General features: G+C 37.3%; 10 protein-coding genes. 4 read left to right on the top strand and 6 right to left on the bottom strand.

Annotation, left to right across the window (positions count from 1 at the left end):
* The first annotated feature begins 29 nt into the window (after positions 1-29).
* Together ACXX8U_RS13865 and bioB are read left to right on the top strand one after the other, a co-directional pair.
* Positions 30-485 carry a hypothetical protein gene (locus tag ACXX8U_RS13865; protein WP_458566354.1) on the top strand — a complete coding sequence of 152 codons (456 nt, stop codon included), beginning with the start codon at positions 30-32 and terminating at the stop codon, positions 483-485.
* Between the two features lie 223 nt (positions 486-708).
* Entirely contained in the window at positions 709-1,794 is a 1,086-nt protein-coding gene (gene bioB / locus ACXX8U_RS13860; protein ID WP_210790695.1) for a biotin synthase BioB, read from the top strand.
* A gap of 56 nt (positions 1,795-1,850) precedes the next feature.
* On the opposite strand, the gene ACXX8U_RS13855 is transcribed toward bioB, so the two are convergent.
* Positions 1,851-5,708, bottom strand: coding sequence for a RemA C-terminal-like gliding motility protein (locus ACXX8U_RS13855; RefSeq protein ID WP_458566353.1), 3,858 nt, complete (start codon positions 5,706-5,708; stop codon positions 1,851-1,853).
* A gap of 196 nt (positions 5,709-5,904) precedes the next feature.
* Positions 5,905-9,333 carry a RemA C-terminal-like gliding motility protein gene (locus ACXX8U_RS13850; RefSeq protein ID WP_458566352.1) on the bottom strand — a complete coding sequence of 1,143 codons (3,429 nt, stop codon included), beginning with the start codon at positions 9,331-9,333 and terminating at the stop codon, positions 5,905-5,907.
* Between the two features lie 336 nt (positions 9,334-9,669).
* On the opposite strand from ACXX8U_RS13850, the gene ACXX8U_RS13845 reads away from it, so the two are divergent.
* Positions 9,670-10,140, top strand: a complete 471-nt coding sequence (locus ACXX8U_RS13845; protein ID WP_458566351.1) for a regulatory protein RecX — start codon at positions 9,670-9,672, stop codon at positions 10,138-10,140.
* Here the strand turns inward: ACXX8U_RS13845 and ACXX8U_RS13840 are convergent.
* The 4 genes from ACXX8U_RS13840 to ACXX8U_RS13825 all read right to left on the bottom strand — a co-directional run bounded on the left by ACXX8U_RS13840 (position 10,126) and on the right by ACXX8U_RS13825 (position 14,538).
* A complete protein-coding gene (locus tag ACXX8U_RS13840; protein WP_458566350.1) occupies positions 10,126-11,289 on the bottom strand; it encodes a beta-ketoacyl synthase N-terminal-like domain-containing protein in 1,164 nt (387 codons plus the stop codon). The genes ACXX8U_RS13845 and ACXX8U_RS13840 overlap by 15 nt on opposite strands.
* A 106-nt stretch (positions 11,290-11,395) precedes the next feature.
* Positions 11,396-12,700, bottom strand: a complete 1,305-nt coding sequence (gene bioA / locus ACXX8U_RS13835) for an adenosylmethionine--8-amino-7-oxononanoate transaminase (RefSeq protein WP_458566349.1) — start codon at positions 12,698-12,700, stop codon at positions 11,396-11,398.
* Positions 12,701-12,703: 3 nt separating this feature from the next.
* Entirely contained in the window at positions 12,704-13,321 is a 618-nt protein-coding gene (gene bioD, locus ACXX8U_RS13830; protein ID WP_458566348.1) for a dethiobiotin synthase, read from the bottom strand.
* Between the two features lie 47 nt (positions 13,322-13,368).
* Positions 13,369-14,538, bottom strand: coding sequence for an aminotransferase class I/II-fold pyridoxal phosphate-dependent enzyme (locus ACXX8U_RS13825; protein ID WP_458566347.1), 1,170 nt, complete (start codon positions 14,536-14,538; stop codon positions 13,369-13,371).
* A 291-nt stretch (positions 14,539-14,829) separates the two neighbouring features.
* Between ACXX8U_RS13825 and ACXX8U_RS13820 the strand changes: the two genes are divergently transcribed.
* Entirely contained in the window at positions 14,830-15,369 is a 540-nt protein-coding gene (locus tag ACXX8U_RS13820) for a hypothetical protein (RefSeq protein ID WP_458566346.1), read from the top strand.
* Positions 15,370-15,859 lie beyond the last annotated feature (490 nt).

Below are 15,859 nucleotides of genomic sequence, written 5' to 3'. Positions count from 1 at the left end.
ACTATTGTCAAACTAAAAAATTTAGCGGTATGAAACTTCCAAAAGAATTAACAAATGGAGTACTGATCATTGTAGGTATTGGACTTTATTTCTTAGCGATGGAACTATTGGGCTTAGCCGATAGTCACATTTTACGTGTATTTAATGTGCTGTTTATCTTTTATGGCACTAATCGAACCCTTCTATCTAACTATGCCGAAGGCAAAACTACCTTAGCTGCTAATGCTGTTTCCGCATTACTAACAGCCTTAATAGGCGTTCTATTAAGTATTGTAGCGCTTATTGGCTACAGCTATGCTAAAGGAGGAGAAGAGTATATTGGTTCATTATCTAAAACATTTTTATTTGGTGGTGAGCCATCGGTAATGACCTATTCTATTTCCCTTTTATTCGAAGGAGTTAGTTCTGCTGTTATAGTAACTTTTATGCTGTTATTGTATTGGGATGCCCGCTTTAGTTCGAATAAAAAAATAGCAAAGACGTAAATCACATCAAAAAACTTAATTACCTCGCTACAGCGCAAGCCATAACGAGGTTTTTTTATGTCTATTTCGAAGCAAAATATTTCTTGGCCACAAAATTAAAAATAGTCTTTCGAGCGGTGGGATGAATTAAAAAAAGCCTATACAGCACTAATTTCATTTCAGCTGTTTAAGATTGGTACTTTAGAACAATTTAACTACTTTTGAGGCATAAAAATTCGTATCAATGAGCATTACAAAACACAATTGGACTAAAGACGAAATAATCGCCATATATAACAAGCCTTTAATGGATTTGCTTTACGAAGCAGCATCTATACATAGAGAACACCACGACCCTAATGTAGTTCAAGTTTCTACTTTACTATCAATAAAAACAGGTGGTTGCCCTGAAGATTGTGGCTATTGCCCACAAGCAGCTCGCTATCATACCGATATTGAGGGCAACGATTTAATGTCAGTTTCACAAGTAAAAGCACAAGCTTTGCGCGCGAAATCTGGTGGTTCATCACGTGTATGTATGGGAGCGGCATGGCGTAACGTAAAAGACGGACCAGAATTTGACCAAGTACTTGAAATGGTACGTACAATCAATAAACTGGACATGGAAGTTTGTTGCACACTTGGTATGATTACCGAAAACCAAGCACAGCGACTTGCAGAAGCTGGTTTGTATGCGTACAACCACAATCTTGATACAAGTGAAGAATATTATAAAGAAGTAATTTCTACCCGTGGTTTTGAAGACCGAATTCAAACTATCGAAAACGTTCGTAAAACCAATGTAACTGTTTGTAGCGGAGGAATTATTGGAATGGGTGAAAGCATCGAAGATAGAGCAGGAATGTTAGTTGCTTTATCTACATTGAATCCACAACCAGAATCAGTGCCAATTAACGCCTTAGTTGCTGTAGAAGGAACTCCGATGGAAGAAGAAAAACCAGTTGAAATTTGGGAAATGATCCGAATGGTAGCTACTACCAGAATTATTATGCCTGAAACTCAAGTTCGTTTATCTGCAGGAAGAATGAATATGAGTCGCGAAGGACAAGCCATGTGCTTTTTTGCTGGAGCTAATTCTATATTTGCAGGTGACAAATTGTTAACCACGCCAAATCCAGATGTAAACGAAGACATGAAAATGTTTGAAATGCTTGGATTAAATCCCCAAAAACCTTTTACAAAAGTATCGCAACCGCAAACTGTTGAAGCAGAAGATTCACAATTTGCACCACTTGGCGAAAAACCAAAATGGTCAAGACCAGGTCACACTATTGAACGTAATCTAGAAGCATCTGCTAAAGAAAAATAATAGTTAAATACCAAAACAATTAGCCATCTTGTAATGCACAAGGTGGCTAATCGTTTTTAATGAAGTATCACTTTTTTAGAAAACACTTCCCCATCCAAACCTTTTACCTTTAAAATAGCAACTTGCTGCGAAATTGGCAATGGCTGAATGCTGTATTGCGCTGTTTGAATGTCTTTTTTATGATATATTTCTTTGCCATCAATACCATACAACCATAGCTCATCTAGAATTTGATTCCGTAAACCAACAGTAATTACTTGGCTGTTTTCGATAACAGTTAGCTCCTCTTTTTCCTTCTCAAACTCTGAATTGCTTAAGTTTTTATCTGTAAATCGTATCAGAAAACGATCCTTAAACAAGCCTTTTTCTGAAGTGAATTTATAACCCTCGGTTGCGAGTGGAATAATAGTTTGACTTACTTTATCTTCAACAAAAATAATTTTATCCTGCAAAAAGCCGTCTGAATGATCTACTTGAAGCACAAATTTACCTGCCGCAGCAGTGCTAAAACCTAGTTTAAAAACATCATTATCATTAAATGGCATCCCATTAGCCTGAATAGTTAAGTTTTTATCTTCATTGATACTGTAAAAATCTAAAGCAGTGTTCCCGTTAAAGGAAATTCCATCATAAGCCAAATCAAATTCATTTGTAGCCGCCTCGGTATACCCCAACAAAATCTGTTTGAATGCACCTTGTTCATTGGTCAAGTTTAACCAAAGCCGATGTTTATCTGTACCATCCACTTTCTTGTCTTTTCCATTCTGGATTTTAAAAAAATCTTCGTTACCCGAACTTTCGCGCATTGAATTATCAAAAACAGCATTTCCTCCACTGTTAATTCCTAGTACAAAGAAGGATTGTCCAGATGCTATTTTACCTTTTGGCACTAATGTATTAACTCCTAAATTTAACGCGGCTGTACCCACACCACCAAACAAGTTGTAGGCAGCATAATCGCCTGAATTATAGTTGTAATTTGTAATGGCTGTGTTATGTGTCCAAAAATACATTGTGCCTCCAATGATAGTTTTGTTTCGATCTAAAAATAAGTCGGCATTTAAAGTTGATGGATACGGATTACCAATTAAGTTGAAGGTACTTGCGCCAACAATTGGAACATTATATTGCCCATTATTGGGAATACCCGTAAATACTGCTTCGAAAACTGCTGGAACAGTTTCTGAAAAATTTAACGGACTCCGAATGATATACCCTTTTCCTACCGTCATGACTGCAGTAGGTAGTTCGCCAACCCATTTATTTAGCACCGCATTGTATGAAAAAAGTCGGTCTTGCGGAGCATTTGGCGATACATCAGCCAATACATGACTGGCAACGGGCGACGACCAATATGTGTAATCTGATTTTATAATCGGAGTTGTTTTTCTGTGCATTTTCATTTGCCCAGAATTTACCACATGATTTTCTTCTTGAAAAAGCACACCAGTATTTTCTAAAATTAAAGTACCTGCACCAGAATAGTCAAACATCAAATTTAGGGCTGCTGATGAAGCTACTGTCACCGTTGAAATCGAATTAATGCTACAAGAGCAAGCATTAAGTGTATTCGCAATTGTATAATTAGCATTAATTAACAACGTTTTTTCTGAAGATGGCAAGCCGTTTGACCATGATACACCATCCCATATTGAGCTATTAGTACATAACTTTAATCGCGCAACTCGATGCTTAGTAATTCCCGAAATTGAATTAAAATTACCTCCAATTATCAATTTATTATTGATGGTAATTGCCATTGCGAACAATGTGTTATTAAGTACAGCCGAAAAAGTAGGATCAATTTGACCACTTCTCAAGGTTCTAATGAGACGCTTAACGCCTAAACCATAATAAGTACCAGCAAAAGTACCTCCGAGGAGCAATCTGTCGTCTGACTGAACTACAATTGCCCTCACATCGCCTGTACTAAAACCAGACCCCATATTAAAACCAGCATCAAAAGTACCATTAGACTCTAGTCGGACTATCCTTTTTGCAGCATTCCCATTGTAATTAGAAAAGCTACCTCCTAAGACTATTTTTCCATCAGATTGAAAAGCGATAGCATAAACGGTTTTATCCAGTCCCAAACCAGATATAAAACTTGGATCTAGGCTGCCATCAGGCAAAAGACGTGTAACACGTGCTTGTGGAGTACCATTAAAATTAGAAAACTGACCACCCAATAATAGCTTGCCATCTGACTGAAGTACGACAGTTTCTACGATGGCATCAGCTCCAATACCAACATTGAAGGTAAGATCTAAAGAGCCATCATTCAATAACCGAACTACCCTATTTATGGGTACGCCATTGTATGAAGTAAAATTCCCAACTACGATAATCTTACCATCAGCTTGCAAGGCTACGTCATACACTTGATTGTTAAATCCAGACCCCGTAGCAAAACTTACATCGACAGCTCCGTCAGCAAGTATTCGAACAATTCTACCACAAGCTGCTCCATTGTAACTGGTAAAAGCACCCGCAAACACTATTTTTTCATCAGTTTGTACAACGGCTGTTTTAATGGTATTATTCGCACCAGACCCCAAAACATTAAACAAAGGATCTACGGCGCCTGAAGGCAATAAACGAGTGATTTTCGAACATAGAAAACCATTGAATTTTGAAAAACTTCCAAAAACTATAGTAGTATCATCTGCCAACGGTATAAGCCCTAAAACCGAATTATCAAATCCTACACCTGCCGTTAGGTAAGCAATATCTAATACGCCATTAGTATCAAATCGAGCCAATCGTCCTTGATTTTGCGAATCGAAAACTGAAAAAGAACCAGCAGCATAAAAATTCCCAAAACTATCCTCAGCAAAGCTGTAAATAGATCCTGAAGCGGGACCTGCACCGATATCAAAACTGCTTACTACAGCCCCATTTGCCATCAACAATACAATCCGATTGACATCAACAGCGTTGTATGTGGTAGAAAAGGATCCGCCGACAAAAATGGAGCCTGAAGTATTTACTCGAACCGATTCAACTACCCCATTGGCAAAACCTGTACCCGATAGAAAACTTGAATCAATAGAGCCATCTGCATTAAGTCGGATAATTTTTTGTGCCGCACCAGCATTGTAGGTTAAAAAACTGCCGCCAACAATAATTTTACCATCAGCTTGAAGCGCTAAGGCAGAAACGGAATTATCAAAACCGGAACCTTGAACGAACGAAGGGTCTACAATTCCTGTAGAATTTAGGCGAATAATTCTACCACAAGGAGTTCCATTATAAGAGATAAAAGAGCCTCCAAGTATTATTTTTCCATCCGTTTGTAATTGCACCTCTTCCACCAAAGAGCTAGCTCCAACTGCAGTAACAAAAGTAAGATCTAATCCACCAGTGGGTAAAATTCTTGCTACTCTATTGGCTGTAACACCATCGTATTTAGTAAAACTCCCTACAATTATAATTCGGCCATCCGCTTGCTCTACCATATTGTAGATAATACCACTACTAGCTGCTACAGTGGTATTAAAAGTTACATCTAAACTTCCATCGCTATTGAGGCGAATTAATCTATTAGCTGGCAAACCGTTGAATGAAGTAAATGATCCACCTAATATAATTTTTCCACTAGCTAGTAGCAAAATGCTGTAGACTTTTCCATTTAAACCCAAACCCGTATTGAATGTTGGGTCCTTAGAGCCATCGGGTAATAAGCGACAAATTTGCGGTGTAGATGTACCGTTGAAATTTAAAAAATCGCCGCCAACCAACATCATACCATCCGGCTGCAAAACGGTTGTTCTAACTGTACCATCGAACGCATCACCTAGCAAACCATCATCATACGTATTAAATGTGGGGTCAGAAATTCCTTGCTGTGCAAAACTCACATTAAAAAATAGTGAAGCAATTAAAATAAAACAGAAGAGTAGAATTTTTTTCAAAGGATTAACATTTTAATTTTACAAAAAACATGTATTAATCTGCCATACAAATCAATACAATATAAAATTAATCACATTCGAACTTTTACACAATACCCACATTTAGTGATATTTACAAAAAATTCATTTCTTTTTTAACCTAAAAAAGCCCATTCAAAATAGAATGGGCTTTTATAAAAATCAAAATGTACTTTATTTACTTAAAAATTGTTTTTGTAGTATGCAATGTGCCGTCTTCAAGGACAGTTTTTACAATTAAAACTTGATCGCTCGAAGGAAGGGTATGTATAACCAACTCCTTACTAGTTATATCTTTTTTGAAGTAAATTTGCTTCCCTAAAATAGAATAAATAACAACCGACTTTATGTCTTCTTTGCCAGCAGTTACTTTTAATTGCTTATTTTTTACTGTAACTAGTACCTTATTACCATCAGCAACTACATCTTCTACACCAAGAGTTTTATCTGTGTAACGCAATACAAAACGATCATTAAAAGTTCCTTTTATAGTTTGAAAACTATAAGGAGACGTTTTTAGATTATGTATTGTATTTGTGTTTTTATCTTCTAAAAATACATTTTGAGTGGTAAATAATCCATCCAAATTATCAATACTGATTGCAAACTCCCCTTCAACGGTAGAGCTATAGCCCAATGGCACGAGATCACTTTGTTCAAACGGAAGTGCACGACCTTGAATAACGTAGTTTGCAGCATTATTTACACTATAAAAATTAATTATTGCATTAGCATTAAAACTAAGTCCATCAAATGCTGTATCAAAATCATTGGTAGCGCCATCTATGTACCCTACTAAAGTTTGTTTAAAGGCATTTTGTTTGTTGGTTAAGTTCAACCAAATTCTACTTCTGTCAACTACAGCACTAAGTTTTTCAGTTTCTTTAGTTCTAAAAAACTGAGTGTTATTCAAGTAACCAGTGCCAATACGCATATCATTATTAAAAGTAACAAGAGTTCCGGCAGCGGCGATACTTGTAGTGAAAAACGATTGTCCCGCAGCAATGAACCCATTTGGAATTCTTTTAGGTGCCGGTTCAGAAATTGCAGGAGCAGTACCCACTCCTCCAGTACGATTAAAACTGGCGTAATCATCTTGAATAAACACTAAATCACCGGAGCCTTCATTTCCAGCTCCAACTTTATTACGAATGGCAGTATTATGTGTCCAAAAATAAATAGTACCGCCCAATACGCTTGAATTTATATTTAAAAATTTTACAGCATCAATTGCAGATGGATAAGGATTTCCGATCAAATTAAAGGTTCCTGGTCCTCCAACTGCTATCGTTTTTTCTCCATTATTGGGTGCCCCTGTAAATGTAGCTTCGAAAACTGAAGAAAGAGCTGGATAAGCAGGGTAATTTGTTTCTGGAGCTCTAATGATATACCCTTTACCTATTTCCATTATTTTTGTTGATGGCGATGGTTCTACAAACCATGTAGCTCCAGGTGTAAAGGACCAAAACCTAGCAGGATTTGTATTTGGTGACAAAGCCAATAAATTTTGTGCCGCCACTGGACTTGACCAGTAGGTATAATCAGATGCTCTACGAACAACCGTAGTTTGTCTTTTATAGTTGATAACACCACTATTTACAGCAGCAGCATTAACTTGAACCAAACTTGATCCATTTTCGAAGGTAATAGATCCTGAAGCATTAACTATTAGCTGATTTTCTAGTTTTAAGGTAAACCCCGGTTTTACTTCCAAATTAGTATTAGCACTTATGGTACATGAACAAAGTTCTGTATCTGTAGTTAGTGAGATAGGTGATGCACTACCTGCAGTAACTGTACCTATTTTATCAATACCTGTTCCTGAAGACCACAATGTGCCATCAAAAGTTGTAGCTATCAAACTTGTTATAGGCACATTTGCACTTACCACAGGAGAGCAAGGACCACCAGAAACAGTGAAGGAATAATTAGTTCCCTGCGCTAATCCAGAAATAGTTGCTGTAGTACCTGATCCAGTTAAGCCTATAATACCAGAAGTTACGGGATTTGGAGTTATTGTCCATGATCCAGTTGATGGCAACCCAGTTAAAACAACACTTCCTGTTGGGACCGCACAAGTAGGTGGAGTAATAGCCCCTAAAGTTAGTGTTATAGGAGGAAGTATATTTATAAGATTTGAGATATTACCACTCGATAAATTTGTACTACAAGAACCGGAAGCTAAACTATCTATCCTTATGGTTGTAGCAGTATTGTCTAACATTATCCCAAGATCGGCCGTAAATTGTCCCGTTCCTGCCGTGATTACGGTCATTGGAGCAGTGTAGCTGATAGCGTTTGAATTAATACTTAAACTATAAGTAACCGTATAAGAACCAATAGGTAAACTTGCTGCTGTGCCACTCAGTGTAACCAACGAAGTTTTATTTGTAGTACATGCTGTGGAAACAGCTGAAACGCTTGTTGGGGCGTAAACAGGACAAGGCGCAATTATTGTTAGGTTATAATCTTCAGCCTGACCATAGAAAAGACCTGAGAAACAAGGATCACTGGCAGTGTTATTGAAAATTTTTATGACCCTCATCCTTGTAGTGCCGATAACAGCTGTTGTAGGAACAGTTATATTTCCTGTTAGTGTTATAGCATCTACTCCTGTAGAATTTGTGATGGTACCTAAGTTTGTTATTTCATTGGTGTTGTTGCCAAAAACACCATTTTGATCCCAGTCGATATAAACTTTATAAAAATCTGTATAATTTCCAGCTGTATTTCCTTTCACAGAAATAGCATTGATTGCTGAGCCCTGAACAACAGAACCTGTATTACAAAATACTTCTAGACTAGGACCTCCTAATGCGTTTGAAGTAGTGTTATTAATCCCTGCAAAAGTAACATTAGTAATAGGATCAACACGTGTATCAAAACTCGGAGTGCAATAAGCTGAACTCTCGCTTGTGTAAATGATTACTACTCTACCATTACCTCCTGCTCCACTACTAAACCCAGAAACGCCTCGTTCTCCCCCTCCTCCTCCGGGAGCTGCTCCTGTTCCTCCGTTGCCGCCTGTACCGCCACCATTACCGCCACTACCTCCTCCATTTATTCCACCACCGCCGACGACGCCTGTACCAGTACTATTATTATTTCCATTAGCCCCATCATTCGTCCTTCCTGCTGAAGCGCCTCCACCAGCGCCTCCATTATTAGAACTCGAGCCTCCATTACCTCCATTGAATCTTATATCTCCGACACTTAAAGATCCTTGTCCACCTCTACCAGCATCAACTCCTCCATTACCCCCATTGCCCCCTCGGGCAATAACTAAAGTACCAAAAGTTGAGTCACCACCGTTAGCACCTGTCCCTGCTGCACCGCCTTGACCAATTGTAACAGCAAACGAATTTCCCTCACTAACATTCAGAGTACTCTGCGCAAAAGCCCCTCCCCCTCCTGCTCGACGAAAATTTCTATCTCCTCCACCGCCAGCTCCCCATACTTGTACCGTAATAGAAGTTACACCACAAGGAACTGTAAAAGTTCCTGAATTGGTATATGTTTGCGTAGTTTGTCCAAAAGAAAATAAAGAGACAAAGAAAAATAATGCTATTAGATAGGTATTGGCTATAGAAGGGTATTTTTTGATCATATCATTACTTTTTTTAACATTTTCTTAATACTTATTGATTTTCAACACTATAAGTCCTAAATTTTGTTACACAAGATAAGTCCAGCCTTTAAATAACTCCTAAAATAATCGACCAATAGCGCAATAAACCGATAAAATACATGTTACAAGAAATTTAAGACAAAATAAGTATGCTAAAAAGATAACAGTTGTGAAATCCGTCAGAAATATTATTTATTAAAAGCGAATCTTACAAAATAGCAAGAAAAAATAAACCTGCGGTTTTTTTGTACTACCAAAATCTCCTAATTTAAATTGTATTATTTTTGTTTTTCATTTGTTTAATCTACACACCAATTGAAAGAAATCTACTCGATAAAAGAAGCTATCAAAAAAGCAGAGCACTACTGCGCTTACCAAGACCGTTGCCATGACGAAATGATGAGCAAACTGCGCAGTATGAAAATGTCAAATGATGAGATAGACGAAATTATCGCCCACTTAATTCAAGAAAATTTTTTAAACGAAGAGCGTTTCGCTTGTAGTTTTGCACGTGGCAAACACCGTATGAAATCGTGGGGGAAAATCAGAATTACAAATGAACTCAAGTTCCGAAATATCAATCAGCGACTGATTACAAGAGCACTACAAGAAATTACAAACGAAGAATATTTGGAGACTTTTCATAAAACTGCCGACCGAGTTTGGGAACACAGTACCGAAAGAAACACGCTCAAAAAAAGAAAAAAGTTTTGCGATTATTTACTCCGTAAAGGATTTGAGAGCCAATTGGTTTACGAAAAAGTGAAAGATTTAGAGGCTCAATAACACACTCACCGCGTTGCCACCAAAACCAACCGCATTGACCAACACTTTTCGAATTGGTTTTTTGGACTGCTGCGCTTCCGCAAAAGGTACGCCGATAAAAGTATTGTGCTGCATCATCATGATAGCCAATTCCATACTCAAAATTCCAGAAGCTCCGAAAGTGTGACCTATTTTCCATTTGTTGGTAGTCAACAGCGGTAAATCGGTACCAAAAAGTTTCTGAATCGCTTTATATTCTGTCAAATCGCCTTTTATGGTTCCAGGAGCGTGCATTACAATTACATCTACATCAGTCAAAGCCGTATTTTGCAAAGCCATTTGCATTGATTTTTGAAAACAAATCGCCTCTGCTGATATTGAAATATTATGTTCTAGTAACTCGGTAGCGTAACCAATTCCTTCAATGTAGGCCAAAGCATTGGGCGCCCTTCCTGCTTCAAGACAACAAACTGCGGCTCCTTCGCCAAGAACCATCGTGTTTTTTTTCTTCTCGAAATCTAAAGCTCGATTGGGCCATAATTGGACTTCAGCTTCTGTTTGAGAATAGATTTTTAAAGCGCGCATTTGAGCAATTGTAAAATCAGTCAACGGCGCCTCGCTCCCACCCACCAAAAACTTATCAATCATTCCAGATTGCAACCAAACATAGCCATTTAAAACTGCATGAAGCGCTGTAGAACAAGTAATAGAATGCGAAATTTCAGGACCCGAAGTTTGTAAATCATGCGCCACCCATGAGGCAATATTTCCTAAAGTAGTAGTCGGCGAAGCCAAAGTTTGCGCTTTACCAGATTGAATATAATCCAGATGATGTTTTTCGAATAATTCTGTCGCTCCACGCGAAGAACCTAAGTTGATCCCGAAAACGTCCGACTTATCCCAACCCGCTTTTGCAACAGCATTACGAGCAGCAATCATCGCATACAGAACCGATTTGTCTAGGAATTTATATTTTGAATCTTCCTTACGCAATGCTTCAACCAAAGCTACTTCTTCGTCATTTAAAGAGGCTACAAATGTTGGTGCCTGATCATACGATTGCTTTGTGAAACAATGTTTGTCTTGCAAATACATTTCCCACACCGCCTCAGCGTTGCTGCCTAAAGGCGAAATTGAAGCTATTGAAGTAATGGAGATGATTTTCGACAAGACTATTTTTGATTTAAGGAATGCTAAAAAATTAAAAATGCTCTAGTAATTTGCTTTTAAAACTACTTCAGAGCACCTTCAAGTACTTTGCAAATTTTCTGCAAATTTAAACTATTTCTAAAGCATTTTCGATCACTTGATATACTTTTTGCAACTGCTCATCGCTAATTACGTAGGGCGGCAATACATAAACAATGTTTCCTACAGGTCGCAAAACAACACCATTGGCAATAAAAAAATCGTACAACTTGTTGCGCAAACTTCCATAATAACTTGCCGCGCCATCGGTTACAACTTCAAGTGCAATGATAGTTCCCAAAATTCTTGTGGCAACTACTTTTGGGTGGATTTTTATTCGCTCCTCAAAAGCCTTATGATTGGCATGAATCCTATCAATATTACTTTGCATTTCATCCGTTTGCAACAAAGTCAAACTCGCCAAGGCTGCTGCACAGCCAGTTGGGTTTGCTGTAAAAGTATGTCCGTGAAACAAGGCTTTATTGATATCATCATCATAAAAGGCGTCGTACAACTCTTGCGTAAAAGTAGTAATCGCCATCGGAATCGTGCCGCCTGTTAACGCTTTCGACAAACACATCATGTCAGGTTTAGTATCAACATAATCAGTAGCAAAGTTGCGTCCCGTTTTACCGAAACCCGTCATTACTTCATCAGCAATATTAAACACTTGATTTTCTTTGCAAATTTGCATCAGTACTTCAAGCGATTTAGGCTCATACATCACCATACCTGCCGCTCCTAAAACCAAAGGTTCAAATATAAAAGCCGCACAATTTTTAGAGTTAATTACATTTTGCAAAGCAGCATAACTCTCTTGCTCGTGCCCCTTTACAGGAACAGGGATTCGCACCACATCAATAAACATTCCTTCAAAGGCTTCGACAAAAAACGAAATTCCGCTCGCTGCCATGGCGCCAAAAGTATCGCCGTGAAAAGCATTTTCAAAAGCAATAATGGTCGTTCGTTTTTCGCCTTTGTTGAAAAAATACTGCAACGCCACCTTGATCGCTACTTCAACAGCTGTTGAACCGTTATCTGAAAAGAAAATCTTTTGTTGATTTTTTGGTAAAATCTCCATCACCTTTTCGGCAACAAGAACCGCGGGCTCGTGTGTAAAGCCACCAAAAAGCACATGTTCTAATGTGGTTAATTGTTTGTAAATCGCATCCGCTATAAACTTATTGGAGTGCCCGTATGGATTAACCCACCAAGAGGCAATGGCATCAATATACTCTTTACCATTCTCATCCCAAAGTAAAGCGCCTTCACCTTTTGCAATAGCTATTGGCAAAGCAGCTGTTTTATGTTGCGTGTACGGATGCCACAAATACTTTTGATCTCTTTCTACAAGAGTGGCCGTTTCCAAAGCAACAATTTTTATAGTACTCATAAATTATAAACTCAAAAGGTTGTCACGAAATAAATCAGCATATTCTTTTATAGCATTAGCATCAAAATAAGGTTCTTGATCAATGCGACCAATACATTTAATTCCTGTTTTATTTAAAATTATCGATTCCGTAGCTTTGTTTTCGTTGCCACTAAAAACGATACCAGAAACCGATAGATTTCTGTTTTTCAAACATTCGATAGTCATCAAAGTGTGATTGATACTGCCCAAATAATGGCGTGAAACTACTACTACTTTATAATCGGGTTGAATCAAATCAACCACACAATCCGTATCATTTAATGGAACCAAAACCCCTCCAGCGCCTTCAATTACCAAATGATTTTTGGTTTCAGGTACAGTTATTTTATTTAAGTCAATTGTAATTTTATCTAACTCGGCAGAATAATGCGGACTTGCTGGCGTATGCAGTGCGTAGGCATTAGGATGAATCACCGTTTTATTGTTTGATAAAAGCAATTTGATTTTGTGACTGTCTGAGTGATCTAAATCTCCCGCCTGTATCGGTTTCCAATAATCAGCTTCGAGAGCCTCTGTAATAATTGCCGATGCAACAGTTTTACCTACATCGGTTCCAATTCCTGTTATAAATAGTTTCATACTTTTTAAAAAATTAGCCAACAAGCAAATGCTAGCAGTATTTAATATTATATCTTTTTTTGTTCAAAAACGTACGCACTTAGTAAAGTAAGTACTTTTTCAATTTGTTCCTTTGTGTTATAACTGTGTAAACAAAAACGGAGGCGTTCTTGCCCTTCTGGTACCGTAGGCGAAAGGATGGCTTTTACATCAAAACCTTCATTTTGCAATTGGTTAGCAATCATTTTTACCTTATCGTTACCCGGTATAATTGCCGATTGAATGGCTGATTTACTGTAAACAAACAAGGATTTTACGCCCAGCATATTTTTTATTTGATTGAAATGAGCAATATTTTTCCTGAGTTTAAAAAGCACTGCATCATCATAGGCCAATTGCTTGTATCCCATGAAAATTGTGGCAACTGAATGGGGCGACAGACCAGTAGTATAAATAAAACTTCGAGCAAAATTTACCAAATAATTCTTCAAATCTTGACTACCTAAAATGGCTGCTCCATGACAGCCCAACCCCTTACCAAAAGTCATGATACGGGCAAAAACTTGGTCTTGTAAACCTAACATTTGCACCAAACCTTCTCCTTTTTCGCCAACAACTCCCAATGCATGCGCTTCATCAACCACCAAATAGCAATCATTGGCAGTAGCAATTTGCACTAATTCAGCTAAATTAGGGCAATCGCCATCCATTGAAAATACAGATTCCGTGACAATATAAATACTGGAGGAAGATAGTTGAGTAGCTTTTGCTTTAGCGATGAGCTCTTCTAAATTTTCGAAATTATTGTGTTCAAATTTATACGATTTTGCAACACTCATTTGAATTCCGTCACGAATGGAGGCATGACATAATGAATCAAAAAAGATTATATCATTGCGTTGCGGTACAGCACCAAAAAAACCAACGTTAGCATCGTAACCAGAATTGAACAACAAAGCGGTTTCTGATTGATGAAATTGCGCAATATAATTTTCAGTCGTAGCATATACCGCATGATTACCTGATAACAAGCGGGAACCTGTGGCTCCATTTTGAACTAAATCCTGGGAAACTAAATAATCATGAGTTTGATGAAAAAGAGTTTCAGAAGCTGCAAAACCTAAGTAATCATTAGATGAAAAATCGACAGCCATTGAAGTAGAAGGTAGTATTCGCAAAGCATTCTGCTCCATTCTGGTTTGCAGTTTATCCGAAAGATTTTTAGGGAATTTTTTCATGGTGATACAAAAATAAGCAAGTTTTATATGAATTGAATTTTGAAGCGTCAATTCATCCAAAAGGGTTCTCTATCACTTTAATTCTAGCTGAGAAAACGCTGAGAGAGTTTTGAACTATATGAAACAAAATTCATTACAATTTAACACATAAAAAAGAAGAGTCGTAATGTAAGGACTAAATTTTTACGAAAACGGTTTCGATTGATTAAAATCATAAATTTATGTTAATTTTATCTTAAAAACAATCTTAAAAAAAACAGTCTGAACAATTGTTTGCTACTTTCGAAGCTTATGAAACGGATTGCTACTCTTTTTCTGATAGTTACGTTATTCTATAATGTACTGGGCTATTATCTGATGTTCGCCTATCAGGAAGAACAAGCATGGGTTGCAGCGATTGAAAAAAAAGACAATATCAATTACCAAGTTATTCAATTAAATGCTTCTTTATATTCGTTTGTCGAGGACACTGAATTTGAATATGTAAATGAAAATGTAATAATCGACCACAAAACGTATCACATATTCAAGAAAAGAATTCAAAACAATATTCTGAGCCTGTATTACCTCCCAAATTCACATCAAGAAGCAATAAATCCTGACCTTCAAAATATTGTTGACCAACAATTGTTTAATGGCGGTGCCACAAAAGAATCGCCTTTAAAAAAACTGATGAAATCCTTCTTAAAGGATTATATTCCTCAAGCAACAGATGGCATAGTATTCTCATCAGAAAATAAGGCAACTGCTACCGAAATTGCAGTAGCACCTGCTCCGCTTTTAATTGCAGGTTACCTGTCTGCGCCCTTTTCCCCACCTGATTTGGTTTAAAACCTTTGTTAAAACCGATTTTACCTTAACTTTTTGTAAAAGAAAACTTTGGCTGTTTGCCAATATGCTAAACGTGAAAGCTTGCGCAATCAACAACATAAGCTTTTAGCTTGTTAGTGATCTAAAGCATAGCGACTAGTTCCATCTTGCCTTTTTTCGAAAAAATCATTTTACAAAAAGCAATCTTATCTTTAGCTATACTGCACAGCCAACACACAAAATTTGGTTGAGCAGTTAACAAACCTACTATTTTGTGTTTACCAAAAGAGCTATTTAAGTAAATCAGGCTTCTAACAACCACACAACTAATGGAGTACTATTTTATTAAAAACCAACTCCTTGGTAACTTGAATCAAACACAAAAGACTTCTTTTTGACAGAAGTGATGTTTATTGTTTGCTTGTTATTTTGATCACTATAAAAATCAAAATCAAGTCCTGCATACAAAGGAAAATCAAGCATGAAAATACATCACACCATTCAAAAGGTC

This window comes from Flavobacterium sp. GNP001, from assembly GCF_054343775.1.
The sequence above is the reverse complement of the archived record's forward strand: the minus strand, read 5'-3'. Positions and strand labels throughout refer to the sequence as shown.